This is a genomic window from Paenibacillus sp. FSL H7-0735, from assembly GCF_038008505.1.
GTDB classification, from domain to species: Bacteria; Bacillota; Bacilli; order Paenibacillales; family Paenibacillaceae; genus Paenibacillus_AQ; species Paenibacillus_AQ odorifer.
The window spans coordinates 3296232-3314536 of sequence record NZ_JBBOZH010000001.1 but is presented as its reverse complement, the minus strand read 5'-3'; the positions used below and the strand labels follow the sequence as shown (position 1 = coordinate 3314536).

The window sequence follows — 18305 nt, the reverse complement described above, 5'->3', positions numbered from 1 at the left end:
CTGAGAAATGAAAAATATTCAAATACGCCGACTAGCTACACGCTCCACACCATTTATACCCGGGATTATGGCAATCCTGATAGCCATTGCAATTATTATCTCACCAGAGAGCTCCTTTGAGGCTTCACTCCAAGGATTGAAGCTTTGGTGGACACTCGTATTCCCTGCCCTGCTCCCCTTCCTGATGCTGTCAGAGATGCTTACCGCTTCGGGTTTCGTGCATGGTTTTGGAGTGCTTCTGGAGCCATTGATGAAAAAGGTCTTTCGTCTGCCCGGTGCCAGCGGCTGGACCTTGGCACTCGGAATCACAGCCGGATTCCCCGGTGGAGCTGGAGGGGTCATGCAGCTACACAAGCAGAACAGCATCTCTGACAAGGAAGCCGCTCGACTTGCAGCACTTACACACTTCGCCAGCCCAGTAACCATGCTTATAGTAATTGGCATAGCTTTTCTACATAGTAATTCAGCAGGTTATTTCCTGCTGGCCATCCATTGGATCTCTGGACTTCTAGCCAGCTATACCGATGCTCTGTTAAAGGGACGGTCAGCGAACACGAAACCAGTTGATAAGATTTCTGCGGACACCAAACGTCCTTCTTTATATAGTCGTGTTCAGCTTGCAGCAACAGATGCCAGAGCAAAAGACGGTCGCAGCTTCGGCAAGCTTCTCGGTGAGTCCGTAGCTAATGCCGTGCAAAGTCTGATGGTCGTGGGCGGTTACATGATTATGTTCGCTGTAGTCATCAATATCATCACTACTGTACTTCCCGCATTGCCAGCTGCTCTGCCAGCAAGCCTACTGGAAATTCATTTAGGCGCCGACGCAATCAGCAAAGGGCTGGAAAGCATTGGAACAGGTCCCTCTAGTATGCTCGGGATAGCTTTGCTGTCTGCTGCACTGGGCTGGAGCGGACTATGTGCGCAACTACAGGTGCTGACCATGCTCAAACAAGCCAGAGTCAGATTTCTACCCTACGCTACGGTTCGTCTGATGCATGGACTTTATGCTTTTCTGTTAACTTTATTGCTCTGGAAACCATTGCTGGCTATCCGTAAAGCTGCTTTACCAGCACTCGCAGACTCACGCCCGACTCCAACCGGCACCATGAATGTTACGGACATATGGAGCTCTTTTCCACAGCTGCTAAGTCTGCAAGCACTTCTGCTCATCATACTGTTGGGATTATCTGCTGGAACTTATCTGGTAAGTACTATTCGCCATCGACTCGGTTAAATTTACGCTTCATCGCTTGTTCAACCTCAGGCGTCACAAAATCAGTCACATTCCCGCCGAAATGGGCGATCTCTTTAACAACACTGGAACTTAAGTAGGAATATTTCGGATTAGTCATCATAAAAATCGTTTCCGCATCGGGATCCAGGCTATGGTTGATCGATGCGTTTTGCAGCTCATATTCAAAGTCAGTAACGGTACGGATACCCCGAACTATGACCTGAGCATCTTTTTGACGAACATAATTCACTAACAGATCACGGAAGCTGTCAATTTCCACATTGGGAATATCAGCGGTCGCCTGTCTTAATAGCTCTGTCCGTTCATCTACAGTAAACAGCGGGTTTTTACTCAAATTATTAAGCACCGTTACAATCAAACGGTCGAATTGCTTGGATGCGCGCCGAATAATATCCATATGTCCCATAGTCACGGGATCAAAGGTACCTGGATAAATGGCAACACGTTCTTTTCTAATTTGCTGACTCATTCTCTACCTCCTCACCAGCTTCACTTTCCTCTGTAGGATTAGCTTCATACTGGTAAATAGAAATTGTCGTTTCTCCGTATACGGCCTGACGCAGCCTATAAAATCCTGGAATATCTTCAGGATAGGCATAACTTGATTCATGCTCCAGAACAATAATCGCGTCCTCTTGCAGCATTCCTTTTTCGACCATCATAAGCATAAGTTCATCCCCGTGTTTCAAGCGATAGGGAGGGTCCAAAAAGACCAAATCAAAAACTTTTCCCCGCTTCTCCAGCGCACCTAGCGCCCTTCCAGCTTCATTACGGTACACCTGCGCTTGTTCTTCCAGCTTGGTAGCCTTCAGATTGGCGCGGATCGTGTCGATACTTTTAGGATCCATATCAACAAATACACCGCTTTCCATCCCTCTGCTTAAGGCTTCGATCCCCAAACCACCAGTACCGGCGAATAAATCCAGCACCGCTCCACCTTCGAAATATGGGCCTACCATGCTAAATACAGCTTCCTTCACCTTATCGGTCGTAGGCCTTGTCCCACTTCCCGGAACACTCTTCAGTGGCCTTCCTTTTGCACTTCCCGATACCACTCTCACTGTTATTCACCCGCTCTATATCTCTGTTTGTTATGCCCAAAAGGGCATAAGTCCACGCCTATCGTAACACATTTGCGCGATGAAATAAAAAATTTGTCTAGATATGAAATAAGAAGGCGAAACAGCTTATTCAGAGAAATAAGTCATCTTAATGTATAAGATTGGACTTCCAGGGACATCATGTAATTATCGACACCACAAATGTCGTAGACAACCGCGGAGCAGGCTTACGTTTCCCCATAAGCTCTTCGTCCGGTTTCTCCTCTCCCATGAAAGGGGCCCTAGAGATAGGGCCCCGAATTTATGTTTAACGGTTTTATAAACACAAAAAGACTACCCTTTCGGCAGCCTTTTCAGCAGCAACTATTTCACAAATCTTCCGATAAACTCAGTAACTACGCTCTCATACTTAACCGGGTCCATGCGGAAAGCTTCTCCGTGGCCCGCATTAGGAACGATGTAAAGCCCCTTCTCGACCGGACTATTTTCATATACGGTATGAACCATTTCCGTAGGAACAAAAGTATCATTATCGCCATGAATAAACAGGGTTGGCGTTTTAGATTTCTTCACCTGTTCTAAAGCCGAGGCTTCACTAAAGGAATAACCTGCCCGAATCTTTGTTAGCATACTGGTCGTATCTACAATTGGAAAGGCGGGGAGATGGTACATTCTTTTTAATTGAAAGGTAAGCTCGTCCTTCACTGAGGTATAACCGCAATCTTCCACAATTGCTTTAACATTAGCTGGTAAATCCTCTCCGCTTGTCATCATAACGGTAGCTCCCCCCATGGAAACACCGTGCAGGATGATCTGTGTATCCTCACCATTTGCTTTTAGGGCACTCTGAATCCACTTCAGGTAATCCTTACGTTCAGGCCATCCAAATCCGATATAGTCACCGCCACTTTCACCATGTCCTCTGGCATCCGGCAGCAAAATATTATATCCAAGTCTCTCATAATACATTCTGGCATATCCACTCATTTGAGTTGCATTTCCAGCATACCCATGAGCAACAATCACTGTCTTATCGGAATGTTCAGGGGCAGCTAAATAGTACGCTTTAAGCTGTATTCCGTCATCAGAATCTATCTCCCATCTATCAAAGCTCTGGGTATCCCACCACTCTTGGTCTGCCTTCGAGGTATCTTTAGATTGTTCTACCTCTGGACTGGACTGCAGGTCAGGGCTTTCATTTAAGAAATCCTTTGAAGCACGTGCAATAGCAACATGATAGAAATAAAAACTTCCCACAGTCACAACAATGATTAAAAGTACAATAACAGAAGAAATTCCGATCATCATTTTTTTCTTCAAACTAGCTCTCTCCTAAATAAAATTTAACAGTATTAATCTATGTTATCAGACTAAGATACCATGTATATTTGAATATTCAAAATCACAGTATTGTAAACTCATGTTATTCACTACGTGATTAGTATTCTTTTAATTCATTAATTTATATAGCTTTAATGGACACAACATTTACAAAAAAAAGCCCCAAGTCGGCAAAATGCCAACATGGAGCCCTGCTATTTTAGAAATTTAGAACATACATGCACTTGTAATAATTACTAATAAGATGAACAATACTAAGATTGCGCCTGTAGAAGTAAAAGCGCCACCAACCTGACCATATTCAGCACCCATGAGAAGACCTCCTCCGTATTTAGAATACAATATATAATATGTATTTATCCCCCTAGAAGATTGGGCGTACGGTTAAAAAAAAAGACCTCCACTGGGCTACCAGCGAGGTTATGAGCTCAACATCTAATCAGAAACTAAAATACCATCAAAGCTTTCCGGACCCACACGTACTGTACCGAGAAGATTAGAAGATACAAATGCTGTATAAGTGAGCTGAGGTGTAATGGCTGGTAAGAAATCCGCTGCTGAAAAGGTTATTACTTGCGGAGCCAGAAGACTAAGAGAAAAAGTAGAAGTAGCAGAATACACTTTTGGATCAGTAGCCAAGGTTCCTCTTACAATCGTAATTGTGATACCTACTAAAGCTAACGGAAGCGTTACAGATATCGTTCCTTTAAGAAGAACGCGTGGATTGGTAGTCACTCCAGCCGTTAACAACCCAATCTGTCCAAAGAGCTGCGGCGTGTTAAGTACCGTAATAGGAATAGATATAGAGTTGGCGAGGCTGGCATTTTGAGATGTTCTTGCATCAAGGTAAGTTCCCATCGTTGCACCCCCTTTATATATTGGCATACCATAATATATTAGTGTTCTCGATAGAATGCATAGCCACATTACCAGTGTAAAACGATTGTTTTATAAAACTCATAGGCAAAATCTATTTATCATCTTTTTTCGTCCCATCCCTTTTATTAAACGCCAGTTCAAACAACCCGGTCGCTGATAGTCCCGCAAGCCCCCCCGCCCAGAGTCGCAGAATCAGATTCATATCAGTGAACGGATAGGCAACTGCTCCAACCAGCAAGCCAATACCCAACCCCACAACTGGCACAATGTTCCGCGGAAGTTCAATGCTATTCTTCACAAGTTGTACTAGTGCCATTACAAAAACAGCTAGGACTGAAGCAAAGGCAAGCACACTGTTGAGAGCATCGTTATACATGTTTTTTAATCCTCCTTATTTCATTTTTTACTTTCTGTTACAAGTAAACCTGCACGGTTCAGAACCGTTAATATGCGATAGAAATCGTAACTGCCACCCGATGGAGTATCGAGAAGTCCTGCCGCAGTCGCTGTTTTCACAGCCGCCTCAGCCCATGCAGGGACATTCATGACTGCTCGATTTTCAATTAATGCCACCCGATCTCTAAGCTTAGTGATCGACTGCCCCTGTTCTTGCACACCTGTTTTCAGCGTATCCCTGCTAGCTGTAAGAACTGCAATAAGGGCACGCAGTTCCTTTACTTCCGATTCTAGACTAACAAGCTTTTGCTTATCCTCTGGGGACATCTCATCATCTCCTCCCATGGATTTGTCGTCATATTGATACAGATTATAGGTATTCATAATTTGAATCAGCTTAGCTGCATAGTTCGGATCAGTAGCGTAGCCAGCTGCGGCAATCTCTTGTGCGGCCGCCTTGCCACTCGCACCGAGAACCTTGCTGTAAAGGTTGCGATTCCATGAGACTCCATTCACAATCAATTCGGAGTGATCCGCGATAGATTCTCCCCAGTTGTTGTAGGCTCGAAAAGGGGCATTAACTTTAACAGCTTTACCGTTAATATATTCAGTAGTTTGTACAGTAATGCTGCCAGCAGGTCCACTTCCTTTGATCCCAAACAAATTATTCGCTTTCACAGTCAATCCACTGCTGCCCCAGCCTGACTCCAGAGCCGCTTGAGCAATGGTTAACGAAGCGGGAACCTTAGTGAGCTGCATGTCCTTTACAGCAAAATTTGCAATCTTCGCTATAAACTCGCCTTCTGTCATCTCATCACATCCTCTCCATTTATTAAATGCGAGGCATCATAAAATGACTGTGCTTATCCCCTACTAACATTGTGTTTTTACTAGATTCGTTTCCGCTATAGGACTCAGCGGACCTTATACGCAGCATTAGCTCACATTTGGAATGTTAACGGACTCCATAGCCGCAATTGCCACCAAAATCACCCAATATCAAGCTCTTCATATGGAATAGTGTCACTGGGGTCCGAAAACATGCTCAATGGTTAAAAACATGCTAATAACGTCATCCGGGTCCTTAAGCTTAAGCAGACTGAATATGACTCGGCGGTGTAAAAGCAGCCAAACAACGCTCTGAAAAAGGAGCAGCGGTTCTCCTATTATTGGAGAACCGCTGCTCCTTTATCTTTTCATGACATCGACATCTGCTATCCACTGTGATCAAGCACTTTTCCCGTGTTTAGCTAATTTCCGATCTCACTAATCCTTGTAAATGTATCAGCTGCTCTCTCACCTTCACAACTTCCCCTACTATAATAAGAGCAGGATTTTTAATCTTTGTGGCCACTGCCAGCTTATCGATATTCTCCAGCGTGCCTGTCACTGTTCGTTGGCAAGCAAATGTACCATTCTCAATCAACGCAATCGGTGTTTGGGCATCTTTTCCATGTATTAAGAGTTGTTCACGAATATGGCTTAATTGACTAACTCCCATATAAATAACAAGAGTATCTACACTATGTGCTAACCGGTTCCATTGTATAGGGGCAACATGCTCAGGGCAGCGACTACCCGTGACGACGGCAAAAGACGCTGCAATACCACGATGTGTCAGGGGAATTCCAGCGGAAGCGGCTATACCGATTGCGGAAGTTATACCCGGAATGACTTCATAAGGAATACCAGCTTGCACGACAGCCAGTGCTTCTTCCCCGCCTCTGCCGAATACGAAGGGGTCTCCACCCTTGAGTCGGACCACTCTATGGCCTTCGCTAGCATATTGAATGAGCAGCCCGTTAATTTTCTCCTGTGACATTGAATGCTGGCCTGGAGATTTACCACAATAGATTACTACTACTCCGGCTTTGGCATAGTTAATCAATTCTTCATTTACCAAGCGATCATATAAAATAACGTCTGCTTCTTGGATTCGCCGCATTGCTTTTATCGTTATAAGTTCTGGATCTCCCGGTCCCGCTCCAACTATAGCTACGCATCCCGGCTTCATATCGTTTTCTCCAACACAACCTGTTCCAGCACAACAGAATCTCCGCGACCCGTCGATACATCAGACGCAGGAGTTAAGCGACTGCCCTTGAAACTTTTTTGAGAGAGATAGAATAGAATTCCAGTAAACATAACACCTCCAATAAAATTTCCAAGGAGAACAGGAATGCCGTTCCATAACCACCAGTCACCAAAGCTAACACTCGCTCCCAGCATCATCCCTGCAGGGATCACGAACATATTTACGACGGTGTGCTCAAACCCCTGTCCAAAAAAAGTTAGGATTGGCAGCCACATGGCAATGATTTTACCGGAGGTAGAGCTCGAAGTCATAGCCATAACAGCCCCTAAGGTAACCATCCAGTTACAGAGCATGGCTTTAATAATAACTAACAGCATTCCGTCTCCACCCATATTTTTATAGGCAATGGTCTTGGCCTCACTTGTATTAATGAGGGTTTGAATCATTGGATGACTCATATCTGTGCCCATTTTTGTAATCGTAAGGCCATAAAGAACAGCGTATACCGCACAACCGAGCAGATGTCCGAATATAACCCATAAATAGTTGTTCAACATCCGCTTCGTTGTTGTCTTCTTTTCCAGAACCGCCAGAGGGATCAGCGCAAAACTGCCTGTCACTAGCTCTAGACCAAGTAGAATAATCATTACGAACCCTACCGGAAAAATAATAGCTCCTACCATAGGAATCCCGGTCTGCGCCGCAGCTGTAAATGCAAGTGTAGTAGCACAAGCCAGAATCGCTCCACCCAGACTACCTCTCACCAATAACTGCAGGATAGATAACTCTGCTTTGTTCTTGCCGCTTTCAATCATAGCGTTCAGCACTTCACGTGGTTTGATATAATCCATGATTAATCCCCCTTCAACGGTCTTTTCTTTAAATGGTTACATAGATCGAACCACTATTAGGATCAATTTCTACATCAAATGTAACAACACAGCCTTTATCTGGCTCCATAGCAACTCCACTATGCAGGTCAATCTTCCAGTCGTGCAGAGGACAGTGAACCTTCGTACCACATACCATCCCTTCGGATAATGCGCCACCTTTATGAGGACATTTATTCTCTACCGCAAGAACCTCACCATCTGAAAGTCGAAATAACGCGATCTCCATGTCATTGACCCTAAAAGTTCGTGAACCCCTTGTATCAATATCAGTTACTTTACCAACGAGCATTTTGGTTATAGTCATCATTAGCCCCCCTTTAAACACTCTCTATTTGTGTAATAGCTTCGAAATTCTTACGTAGTTCTGGCTCATTCACAATTTGTTTCCAAGGATCAGTAGTGAGCCCCAGCACTGTCTCAATTCGTTCTTTGAGCGCCAAGCGCTCCTCCTGACTTTCAAGAGCTTTCTTTATATTGTCTACCCCTACTCGTTCAACCCAGTGTGCAGTTCTCTCATTCCAGCCGGCCTGCTCACGGTAATATTGTAAGAACGCACTTGCCCATTCGACTACCTCTTCTTCAGTCTTCACCACACATAGAAGATCCGTGGCCCGCACATGTACCCCTCCATTCCCACCAATATGCAGTTCCCATCCACCATCTATCGCCACAACACCAAAATCTTTAATCGTCGCTTCCGCACAATTACGAGGACATCCGGAAACCGCAAGTTTCACTTTACCCGGCGCATTCAGGCGTTCGAATTGTTTTTCCAGTGTAATCCCCATACTGATCGCATCCTGAGTGCCAAATCGGCAGAAGGTAGACCCCACACAGGTCTTCACTGTACGTAACGTTTTGCCATAAGCATGCCCGGAAGGCATATCCAGCTCCTCCCACATCTTAGGCAAGTCTTCCTTCTTAACGCCAAGCAAATCTAGTCTTTGTCCTCCAGTAAACTTCACCATAGGAACAGCAAATTTCTCGGCAACCTCTGCAATCTTCTTCAATTCTGCAGGTGAAGTTACCCCCCCATAGATTCGCGGAACCACAGAGTAAGTCCCGTCCTTCTGAATGTTCGCGTGATATCGCTCGTTTGTATAACGAGACTCTTTCTCGTCTATATATTCCTCAGGCCACAACATGCCCAGATAATAGTTCAGCGACGGGCGGCATTTCGCACAACCTTCCTCCTGACTCCACTCCAGAACATTCATCACTTCTTTAACTGTCATTAGCTTCATTCTTTTTATCTCAGAAACAATTTCATCACGGTTCAGCGTTGTACAGCCACATATTCCTTCTTTAACTACGGTGACCGCATCACCTGCATAGAGTTGCAATAACCCTTCTACAAGTGGTTTACAGCCCCCACAGGAAGCGGATGCTTTGGTGCACGCCTTAATTTGCCCTACACTGGTACAGCCTCCAGACTCAATCGCTTCAGCAATAGTCCCCTTCGAAACACCATTACATCCACAAATGATTTCATCTTCCGGCATAACTTCCAACCGATTCCCTTGCGTCGATGAGAACACATCCGCTGAGATTCCTAATAACAGTTCCTTTTCTCTTCCACTAATATTTTCTTTATTCTTAATTATCGAGAACAAGTGAGCACCGTCGCTGGTATCACCAAATAGTACTGCCCCGATTAACATGTCATCTTGTATAACTAGCTTTTTGTAGACTCCTGCTATTTCATCCTGATATCGCAGCGCTCTGGATCCGTCCGGCTCGGTGAATTGTCCTGCTGAGAATACATCAACACCAGATACTTTCAGCTTGGTAGAAGTCACAGAACCCATGTATCCTTCAACCTTAACTCCAGCCAGCCTTTTTGCTAATACGGCACCTTGTTCATATAAAGGAGCTACCAGACCATAAGCGATTCCTCGGTGCTCGGCACATTCCCCCAGAGCAAAGATACCGGGGATATTCGTCTCCATATAATCATTTACGATAATTCCGCGGTTGATCTGCACACCACTTTTCTTTGCCAATTCAACATTTGGTTTAATCCCAACTGCCATGACAATAAGATCCGCATCGGCTGTGCTACCATCTGTGAATAGTAAACCTCTTACTCTCTTCTTACCTAAAATCGCCTCGGACTGCTTATGGAGCAGAAATCTCATTCCTTGAGCTTCCAGCTCTCTTCTGAGCATTACTGATGCAGCTTCGTCCAGCTGGCGCTCCATAATATAATCGTGGATATGCACTACAGTGACTTCCATTCCCAGATGTAACAGACCTCTAGCCGCTTCCAGCCCTAGCAGGCCTGCACCGATGACAATCGCCTTTTTATAAGATCCTGCAGTCTCCTGCATGATCTGGCAATCCTTAATATCACGAAAAGCAATGACCCCTTCTTTATCCGCACCCGGTATCGGCAACATAAAGGGATTCGATCCTGTAGCTAGGATTAACTCATCGTATTCGGCAGTGATCCCCTTATCGGAATATACCTTTCGACTCTCACTGTCTATTGAAGTCACCGTATGTCCCATATACAACTTAATACCTTGGCTGTGATACCACTCCAGATCATTGATGATGATCTCACTCATATTCGCTCCACCAGCAAGAACGGAAGATAACATGATCCGGTTATAGTTAGGATAAGGTTCCGAACCAAAGATGGTAATCTCATACCCCTCAGGATTTAATTTGAGCAAATGTTCAATCGTACGAACCCCCGCCATTCCATTGCCGACTAACACCAGTTTCTTACGCGCAGCTATCATCTATATCTCTCCTCTCCGTTTGGAAAACCCAAAAAGCCCGCTCCACTCCACACGGAAACTTACATTTCCATTGCGATAAGTGAAAGCAGGCACCATTGCCGCTTCAGTCGAATACACCGTTGTATTCGTGAATGATTAATTTGTTAAACCGACTATACAACAGGAATCAGAGAACGTCAACAATTATGACATATAAAATTTAAAAATCTTAAATTCGTCGACAACCCATCGTTTCTGTGTTATATAAAATAACATAACGATTAAGAAAGGGCGTCGAACTATGCATTCCCTGTTGATTATTCAGAATAGCACGACAGAGAAGGACACAGCCGAGCGCTCAAATAGTAAAACGGATGCCATTCTCCGTTCCTCCGGATATATTGTCACAGTAGCCGTTACACAAGAAGAAGCTGTGGCACGGATCAAAGACGCTGATGCTTCCATACTCCATTTACCCATCACAGAGATCAATAGCTGGGGTACTTTACTAATGAGTCATAAGATTGCACCAATCCTTTGGTGGTGTACTGACGAAACAGCCACACTTTCACTTGCTGCATGTGAAGATAATATCATGGTGGATGGTGTATTATCGCCTTCCATGCTCTCACAGGAGATCCATTGGATCCTTCATTTCAGTGCCAAGCAATGTTTCGAAAGACAACAATGGCGTAAAGAGCGAGAACAGCTGCATGCTCGAATCGAAGAACGGAAATGGATTGATATGGCTAAAGGTATCCTGTCCAAGGTCAAGAATATTTCCGAATCTGAAGCTTATGATCTTCTCCGTAAACAAGCAATGAATGAACGTAAACGTATGGTTGATGTAGCTACTTCAATCGTTAGAGTCTATCAATTACTGCAAGATCAAACCTAAGGGGGGAATATACCTATGATCAACATTTTAAAAGAAGTCGCCCGAGGCAAAAGAGGCGCCCGAGATTTAAATTATGAAGAGTCTACATATGCCGCAGAATCTATACTCGGACGAACAGCATCTCCTGCTCAGATTGGAGCCTTTCTGGCTGCTGAGCGGATTAAGCTAGAAAGCGTAGAAGAACTTGAAGCTTTCGTCTACGTTTTACGTAAATATGCGCATCGCGAACCCCTTTTTGCGGAAGGTCTTGATTGCGCCGGACCCTATGATGGTAGAAAATCCTCATTCATCGCAACTTTTCCCACTGCATTTCTATTGTCCGCGGCCGGACTGCCAGTCACACTACACGGTACTGCTTCTCTGCCTCCTAAATGGGGAATCACTTTACAAGATATCATCTATCAATCTGGGATTGAGAAAACTGCGCTAGAACGTACAAAAGCCATTGCAGCTGCTAACAAGAGTAATGTACTATTTGCCGATGCTGAAGAATGGTGCCCTCCTCTAGGCGACCTTCGCAGCATCCGTGAGGAAATTGGTATGAGAACCTTATTCAACACCGCCGAGAAGCTGATTGACTACGCCTGCTCTCCTTTTATTATCTTCGGGATATACCATAATACAGTCTTTGACCGATTATCTAGATTACTCATAAAGCTTGGTTATCAAAAGGCGTTAATTGTCCAAGGGGTGGAAGGCTCCGAGGATCTTTTCATCGACCGACCTACCCGCGTTTACACTGTCGAGAACGGTGTGGCGGCTCTTGATATTATTGATCCGGAAGGATTTGGTTTGGATACAATTGTTCCTGAAGTCCATTGGACACCACATCAACAGCTAATGACAGCTGAGGCAGTTCTACAGGGCGGCGGTCACATGGCTTTCTATAATCAAACTCTGCTGAACGGTGCAGCAAGATTACATCTAGCTGGAAAGGTCAACTCTATCGAGGAAGGGCTGTATACCTGCAAAAGCTTATTGGATAATGGTGAAGCTTGGAGCGTATATGTGAAATGGAGGGGTGCACTTCTCGGTAGCACAAGCGGTGCCTTAGGTCCTGCATAATGCATTTTCACCTCATTTTACCCGGACAATATGTAATTATTAGTAAATCTAGCTTGTGAATCCCGTAGAATTAGCGTAATATATAGTAATAATTTACTATATAGGAGGGTCTAACAGACTATGCCTTCATATTATTTTAAAGAAGTATGGACACCCTTACGCTGGGTAGGTATAAAGTTTTTTCGTGATGATGATGGATTCTTATGGATCAAATGGTGGGCAAAACCCAGAAAACGGTTACGTTAACGCATAATATTTCATATGCAATAATACATAGGTTCAGCAGTGAGTTAATTATAATAATCTGCGTTTGCCACCACCTCCGCTCTAAGCATTGGTTTGCTAGCGGAGGTCTTTAGGCATCTTTCCTGATGAAATCCTTCAAATTCAATTAAAAAGAGCACCCATCGCTAAAGTACTAGCAACTGATGCCCCTATTTACTAATTCCCTACTTTTGCCCCAAATGAACGTGCCAAGAGTACCGCCTGTTCCATATCCATCCGCACTCCCTGTAGATCCAGACTCTTTAAATCAATGCCTTCAACAATCGCTTCCCGCATATCCGCTCCCTTAAGCTTGCATTGAGACAATTGTACACGGCTCAAATCCGCTCCACGCAAGTCACTTTTTTGCAAATTACAGCCCATTAAATCCGCTTCTGTAAATCGAATCCCCCGCAGATCCTGTCTGCTTAGATTGGTATGTCTAAGGTTCGTGTACGACCAGTCCCCTCCAAGCAGCGAGATTCCGTCCAAATAAGCGTTTGAGAAATCCGATCCTACCATCTTGCAATCTTCAAATTTAGATACAAACAGGTTCGCTCCCGTAAATTTACAATTGGTAAAAGCTGAACCTTTATGGTGAGACGCATTAAGCATGGCTCCTGTAAAATCACAATCAATAAATCGACAGCCAATAGAGTTCATCTCTTCCATAGAAGTGCCTTTGAAGGAGCATTGCTCGAATGTGCAGTTATTTAACTCACCATCCTGCAAGCTTCCTTGGTCAAAATTGTGATTACGGAACGTTTCATTAAGGTATTGGTACATATAAATCTCATCACCTTCATTAGTATTAAAAAAATTAATTCTTAATTAAAAATAGCACTTTAGTAGATTGTTCTCAACATTCCCTTTCGATATAATAGCAAATAAACAATGGGGAGGAAAATTATGGATGTGTCCAGCAGGAAAGAACCATTCCGTTATGTTATGAACCATCCGCTTGAATGCTGGATTGAAGTTCCGCTTAACAATTCCGGTCCAGGTGCTGGAAAGTTAACAGAGGCTGTATTACTCGATCTTAGCCGTTCGGGTTGTAAAGTACGCACTCCTTTGAATCTTCGATTCACTGCAAGAGATACTAGGCTTATTATTCATCTTCAATTAAATGAAGAGAAGCTTCAGCTCTTATGCAGCGTCCGGTGGGGTTGGATGTTTGGGCTTGGCCAATATCAATATGGAGTTAAATTCCGCTTGGACGAAAACGAGGAAGAACGCCTAATAAGAGAGCTTGAAACATGGACCGCCACCCTTCGGGTTGAAGGTCTGTAGAACTTACCTTAACAGATGCCCTTCACTTAGAAGGACGTCTTTTTTTTGCACAAAAACGAAGACAAAGCTAAATCGCTCTGTCTCCGTTCTAAAAACTATTCCGCCAAGTTGTGGCTAGACGTCCACTCTTTTATTAACGAGCTTGATGATGACCGCTATAAGAAGAACTGCTATCACCCCTTCAAACAAAAGAGGAGCTAGATTCAAGTGACCCTGTGTAAGCTGTATCCCACTTCGGGTATCCGTCTCAGCTATGACCTCGAACTGGAATACACTTTCCCAAGCAGTGAAGTTACTTTTGAAAATCAAATATTCCAAATAGAATATTCCATTCTGTAACAAATACGCTGTGGCCAGCCCAATCCATACTCGCCCCTTAAATTTCATACTTCGCGCAACCGTAATGGAGACCATCAAGGTAAGCATAATATAACCGGCAAACCAATACGCCTGCAAGAGAACTAATAATCCCACTTTCCAGAAATTCTCCGGAAGAAATGATGAGGAATACATTGAAAGATACACGCCAAAATGGATCAAAGCTATTAAAATAATACCCAGCAGTAGAGCTAAATAGAGCACTAACGGAGAAAGGACAGTGTTCAGGGTTCTTACGGGCACTAGGCGACGATTATAGGAATTTACATTGTTAAAAAAGGTTCGTGCTGCCATGACGAGAAAGATCAGCCCCGCGATGACATAAATTAATCCGTTTAAAATAAACCTTTCATAGTCATGCAATTTGGTGAACCCCAACCCGATCTGCGCCAGAATTATGATTACAAAAACAGCAAGGAACTTATCCCTATCTCGTCTAAAATCGTACTTCACTAGCTTTAGCATTCTGCGTACACCTCTCTGAACAGTTCATCTATGCTTTTGCCTTGGCGAAGCCGGATATCCTCTACCGCCGTATGCATCACAATTTCTCCCTCTTTTATAAAAATCACATCATCAAAGATCCGCTCAATATCCGATACTAAATGGGTTGATAAGAGAATGGTACTGTCCTCTTCATAAAACTCTACTAACGCGTTAAGAATTTTTGTTCTAGCTACCGGATCTACACCACCAATGGGTTCATCCAGCAAATAAAGGCTAGCTCGGCGTGATAGGGCAAGTGTAAGCTGTAAACGTTCGTTCATCCCTTTGGACAGGTCCTTTACCTTATCTTGCGCTCTTAGTTTCATAAACTCCAGCATTCGCGAGGCTTTAGTCAGATCAAAATCAGGATAGAAGTCAGTTTGGAACTTTAGAGCATCAGAAACACTCATCCAAGATTCTGTAAGCGGCTTATCAGGCATAAACGATACCACCGCTTTACTCTCTGTTCCTACAGAACCCCCAATGACCGATACACGACCGGTCGTAGGCTGTGACAGCCCGGCGATGATTTTCATAAGTGTACTTTTGCCGCTGCCGTTACTGCCTAACAGTCCCGTGATCTTACCCGCACTCAGATTAAAAGATACCTCGCGGAGGGCATGCTTGGAACTATATTTTTTTGTAACTTCATGAACCTCAAGTATATTTCCCAACTTGTTTATCCCCCTATTCTTTATCCTTGTCACGGATATTCTCCGCCACCGCCGCTAAAATATCTTCGCCTTGAAAGCCAAGATCCTGCATACCACGAATGAACCGATCTAGCACATCTTTGGCCATTTCTTTTTTGATGGTCAGGATAGTACCTTCATTACTTGTGACGTATCTTCCCATTCCACGCCGGGTTTCCACGATTTCTTCACGCTCCAGTTCCTGAAAAGTTCTTTGCACCGTATTCGGATTAATCTGCAGTTCACTGGCAAGTTCTCGTACCGAGAGTATTTTATCCCCCGGTTTCAGCTTACCTGTGACGATTTCCCCTTTGATGTAATTCATGATCTGTATATAAATCGGCAGGTTGTTATCGAATTCGATTGTCATGATTAAGCAACATCCCTTCGTCTAAAGACGGAGAAACCTATGAGAAGAAAGACAACTGTGTATAAGACAAGCATCACGATGGAAAAGGTCAGTGTCATTCCAGGCATAGGTGCTCCTCCACCTTCATAAGCAGATAAATTTAAGTTTGGAAACAGAACATATTTGTAAAAATCACGAGAGATAATCAATTTGTCTATCATTAACGCAAACATAGTAGCCCCAATCGTTACCCCCGTTGAAGTGGTCAATATCCCCAGCATAAAAGCAAGTGTTCCATACACAACTGTACTCACGAGATTATACAATAGGTTTGTAAGCATCTCACTCATACCCGCTTCTCCACCACTTAGTCCAAACCACAAAGCCCCCGTTCCAAAAACGGCAATACCTCCGATGACAGTCAAAGTCAAAGCATACAACAGTACAACCACATATTTGGATGCGAGGATTGCTGTACGGCTTCTGGCACGGATAAGCAGGAACTTAATGGTTCCTTGACTATACTCTTTTGAGACAATACCTGCTGTTCCGATGATCGCAAGAATTGTAATCACTTGCCCAATCCCTTGGGAAAGCAGCATCATAGCTGAAAAATCATAAGCTGATTCAAACATGTCAGGGGAGACAGAATGAACTATATAACCTAACAGCAGGGATAATAGAATTAATATCAGATATGGCATAAAAAATGTGCGTTTTTTTGAGAGTTTGAGCCATTCATTCACAATCAGATTATTAAAGTTACGCAATGCGGTTTCCTCCTGTCCATTTCAAGAAATCTTCCTCAAGACTTTGTTTATTCTCCGTAATCCGGAAAATCCCTACACCTTCATCACTAAAAGTAGATACAAGCTCAGGTACTCTGCTGTCAAGGAGACTTACTGTCACTTCTGATCGCGCGCTATCCATAGAGGTCAATTCCGCATAATCCAAGCGCTCCAAGATATTTATCGCCGATTCGATTGATCCTACACGGATTGTGAGCTTCACTTGTGCGGTTGCTTCCTGCGCCTCACCAATCGTAGTTACGGTCACCAGCTTACCATTCTGGATCACAATAGCCCGATGGCATATTTGTTCAATTTCAGTAAGTAAATGGCTGGAAATCAGAATAGAAATACCTTCCACTTCGGCGATGGTACGCATATAATCACGCATTTCCCGTATTCCAGCCGGATCAAGTCCGTTCGTAGGCTCATCTAAAATCAATAACTTCGGCCGATTGAGAAGCGCTTGAGCAATCCCAAGACGTTGGCGCATCCCCAGCGAATAAGCCTTTACTTTTTTATTCATCGCTTCTTGAAGTCCTACCAGTTCTACAACCTCATCTATTCTGCCAGCCTCAATGTTATCCGTCATTCTTTGGTACTGCTTCAGATTATCAAGTCCAGTCATATAGGGATAAAACTCTGGATTTTCAATTATCGCACCGATATGGCCAATCGCCTGCTTAAAATCCTTTTTCACACTGTGGCCTTGGATAATCACATCGCCTTCGCTCATCCGTATTAAACCCGTCATCATTCGAATCGTTGTGGTCTTTCCTGCACCGTTTGGACCTAACAATCCCACAATTTCACCCTTACGGATATCAAATGTCAGCTTATCCACAATCGGTCTTCCTTTGATGATCTTACTTACCTCATTCATTTGCAGAACAATTGAATCTTGCATTTCTACACCACTCCCCTGTTTCATGCGAATCCTCCCTGCCAACTAATGTATTGTTCATTCGTTTTATTGTGTCAGTGTCATAGTTATATAGTACACTAATATGTTATTGAAGTAAAGCCCAAAATGATAAGTTAATGCAAATAAGGGCTTTCTATTAGACTATTAGCCAAGCAAAAAATTTATATGAACATAGATTAGATAACAAAGGAGGAATTACAAATGAAAAAAGAAGTTCATGTATCGCAGACTTACCCTCGCTTGACCGTGTACGATGAAGAAAACTTCAATGGACGCCGTAGAATATATACTGGCAACCTGGGTATTCGTAATACGGACAACATCCTCGATGGTATTGAGAGCCTTCGGTTCTTCTCTACTAGCAGCAATGCTACACTGGTACTTTTCACTAGAACACGGTTTAGAGGGAATTTCCGTGTACTTCGCGGGAACCGCAACATTAGGGATCTGGATGATTTCATTTCAGGTAATGACGTGGAGTCCATTATTTCTACTAACCAACGCTTAACCCTCGAACAAATCCGTAATATCCGCAGCAGCGGTAACTTGCCTTCGGGATATCGTTTGATCTAATTTTTAGAGGA

Annotated in this window: 22 protein-coding genes; 5 read left to right on the top strand and 17 right to left on the bottom strand. The window is 43.7% G+C overall.

Annotated elements, in window-relative coordinates; translation table 11 throughout:
• The first annotated feature begins 7 nt into the window (after positions 1-7).
• Positions 8-1234 carry a nucleoside recognition domain-containing protein gene (locus NSS82_RS15025; protein WP_051491461.1) on the top strand — a complete coding sequence of 409 codons (1227 nt, stop codon included), beginning with the start codon at positions 8-10 and terminating at the stop codon, positions 1232-1234.
• On the opposite strand, the gene coaD is transcribed toward NSS82_RS15025, so the two are convergent.
• The 11 genes from coaD to nirB form a co-directional block, all read right to left on the bottom strand.
• Complete coding sequence (coaD, locus tag NSS82_RS15020) at positions 1212-1724, bottom strand: pantetheine-phosphate adenylyltransferase (protein WP_036686476.1); 513 nt, start codon at positions 1722-1724, stop codon at positions 1212-1214. The genes NSS82_RS15025 and coaD overlap by 23 nt on opposite strands.
• On the bottom strand, positions 1708-2316 hold the full coding sequence (rsmD, locus tag NSS82_RS15015) for a 16S rRNA (guanine(966)-N(2))-methyltransferase RsmD (RefSeq protein WP_036686473.1): 609 nt from the start codon (positions 2314-2316) through the stop codon (positions 1708-1710). Before rsmD ends, coaD begins: the two co-directional genes overlap by 17 nt.
• A gap of 363 nt (positions 2317-2679) precedes the next feature.
• Complete coding sequence (locus NSS82_RS15010) at positions 2680-3636, bottom strand: alpha/beta hydrolase (protein ID WP_076273827.1); 957 nt, start codon at positions 3634-3636, stop codon at positions 2680-2682.
• Positions 3637-3864: 228 nt separating this feature from the next.
• Entirely contained in the window at positions 3865-3969 is a 105-nt protein-coding gene (locus tag NSS82_RS15005) for a sporulation protein YjcZ (protein ID WP_080742482.1), read from the bottom strand.
• A 123-nt stretch (positions 3970-4092) separates the two neighbouring features.
• Positions 4093-4515, bottom strand: coding sequence for a hypothetical protein (locus NSS82_RS15000; protein ID WP_036686469.1), 423 nt, complete (start codon positions 4513-4515; stop codon positions 4093-4095).
• A gap of 112 nt (positions 4516-4627) precedes the next feature.
• Positions 4628-4912: a holin gene (locus NSS82_RS14995; RefSeq protein WP_036686468.1), complete on the bottom strand. Its 285-nt coding sequence runs from the start codon at positions 4910-4912 to the stop codon at positions 4628-4630.
• Positions 4913-4932: 20 nt separating this feature from the next.
• The gene (locus NSS82_RS14990) at positions 4933-5742 is read right to left on the bottom strand and encodes a glycoside hydrolase family 73 protein (protein WP_076273828.1); all 810 of its coding nucleotides are present in this window, start codon (positions 5740-5742) and stop codon (positions 4933-4935) included.
• Between the two features lie 436 nt (positions 5743-6178).
• Complete coding sequence (cobA, locus tag NSS82_RS14985) at positions 6179-6946, bottom strand: uroporphyrinogen-III C-methyltransferase (protein ID WP_076273829.1); 768 nt, start codon at positions 6944-6946, stop codon at positions 6179-6181.
• Positions 6943-7818: a formate/nitrite transporter family protein gene (locus NSS82_RS14980; RefSeq protein ID WP_038570586.1), complete on the bottom strand. Its 876-nt coding sequence runs from the start codon at positions 7816-7818 to the stop codon at positions 6943-6945. The genes cobA and NSS82_RS14980 overlap by 4 nt, the downstream gene beginning before the upstream one ends.
• Before the next feature lie 28 nt (positions 7819-7846).
• Entirely contained in the window at positions 7847-8167 is a 321-nt protein-coding gene (nirD, locus tag NSS82_RS14975) for a nitrite reductase small subunit NirD (protein ID WP_036686460.1), read from the bottom strand.
• Between the two features lie 10 nt (positions 8168-8177).
• Entirely contained in the window at positions 8178-10607 is a 2430-nt protein-coding gene (nirB, locus tag NSS82_RS14970) for a nitrite reductase large subunit NirB (protein ID WP_076273830.1), read from the bottom strand.
• Positions 10608-10887: 280 nt separating this feature from the next.
• Between nirB and NSS82_RS14965 the strand changes: the two genes are divergently transcribed.
• Entirely contained in the window at positions 10888-11484 is a 597-nt protein-coding gene (locus NSS82_RS14965) for an ANTAR domain-containing response regulator (RefSeq protein WP_036686455.1), read from the top strand.
• Positions 11485-11493: 9 nt separating this feature from the next.
• Complete coding sequence (locus NSS82_RS14960) at positions 11494-12549, top strand: anthranilate phosphoribosyltransferase (RefSeq protein WP_038570583.1); 1056 nt, start codon at positions 11494-11496, stop codon at positions 12547-12549.
• Between the two features lie 441 nt (positions 12550-12990).
• On the opposite strand, the gene NSS82_RS14955 is transcribed toward NSS82_RS14960, so the two are convergent.
• A complete protein-coding gene (locus tag NSS82_RS14955) occupies positions 12991-13599 on the bottom strand; it encodes a pentapeptide repeat-containing protein (protein WP_036686451.1) in 609 nt (202 codons plus the stop codon).
• Positions 13600-13722: 123 nt separating this feature from the next.
• Here NSS82_RS14955 and NSS82_RS14950 point away from each other — a divergent pair, with 123 nt between their 5' ends.
• Positions 13723-14103 (top strand): PilZ domain-containing protein, encoded by a 381-nt coding sequence (locus tag NSS82_RS14950; protein WP_076126099.1) that lies wholly within the window; start codon positions 13723-13725, stop codon positions 14101-14103.
• 114 nt (positions 14104-14217) lie between these two features.
• Here NSS82_RS14950 and NSS82_RS14945 read toward each other — a convergent pair whose 3' ends face one another.
• Genes NSS82_RS14945 through NSS82_RS14925 form a run of 5 tightly spaced genes read right to left on the bottom strand, consistent with a single transcriptional unit; the run spans position 14218 to position 17727 of the window.
• Positions 14218-14946 carry a hypothetical protein gene (locus NSS82_RS14945; protein WP_076273831.1) on the bottom strand — a complete coding sequence of 243 codons (729 nt, stop codon included), beginning with the start codon at positions 14944-14946 and terminating at the stop codon, positions 14218-14220.
• A complete protein-coding gene (locus tag NSS82_RS14940) occupies positions 14940-15641 on the bottom strand; it encodes an ABC transporter ATP-binding protein (protein ID WP_076273832.1) in 702 nt (233 codons plus the stop codon). The genes NSS82_RS14945 and NSS82_RS14940 overlap by 7 nt, the downstream gene beginning before the upstream one ends.
• A 13-nt stretch (positions 15642-15654) precedes the next feature.
• On the bottom strand, positions 15655-16029 hold the full coding sequence (locus NSS82_RS14935; RefSeq protein WP_076135674.1) for a GntR family transcriptional regulator: 375 nt from the start codon (positions 16027-16029) through the stop codon (positions 15655-15657).
• 2 nt (positions 16030-16031) lie between these two features.
• The gene (locus tag NSS82_RS14930) at positions 16032-16778 is read right to left on the bottom strand and encodes an ABC transporter permease (RefSeq protein ID WP_076135673.1); all 747 of its coding nucleotides are present in this window, start codon (positions 16776-16778) and stop codon (positions 16032-16034) included.
• Positions 16771-17727, bottom strand: coding sequence for an ABC transporter ATP-binding protein (locus NSS82_RS14925; RefSeq protein ID WP_076202765.1), 957 nt, complete (start codon positions 17725-17727; stop codon positions 16771-16773). The genes NSS82_RS14930 and NSS82_RS14925 overlap by 8 nt, the downstream gene beginning before the upstream one ends.
• 195 nt (positions 17728-17922) lie before the next feature.
• Between NSS82_RS14925 and NSS82_RS14920 the strand changes: the two genes are divergently transcribed.
• On the top strand, positions 17923-18294 hold the full coding sequence (locus NSS82_RS14920) for a hypothetical protein (protein WP_036686439.1): 372 nt from the start codon (positions 17923-17925) through the stop codon (positions 18292-18294).
• Positions 18295-18305 lie beyond the last annotated feature (11 nt).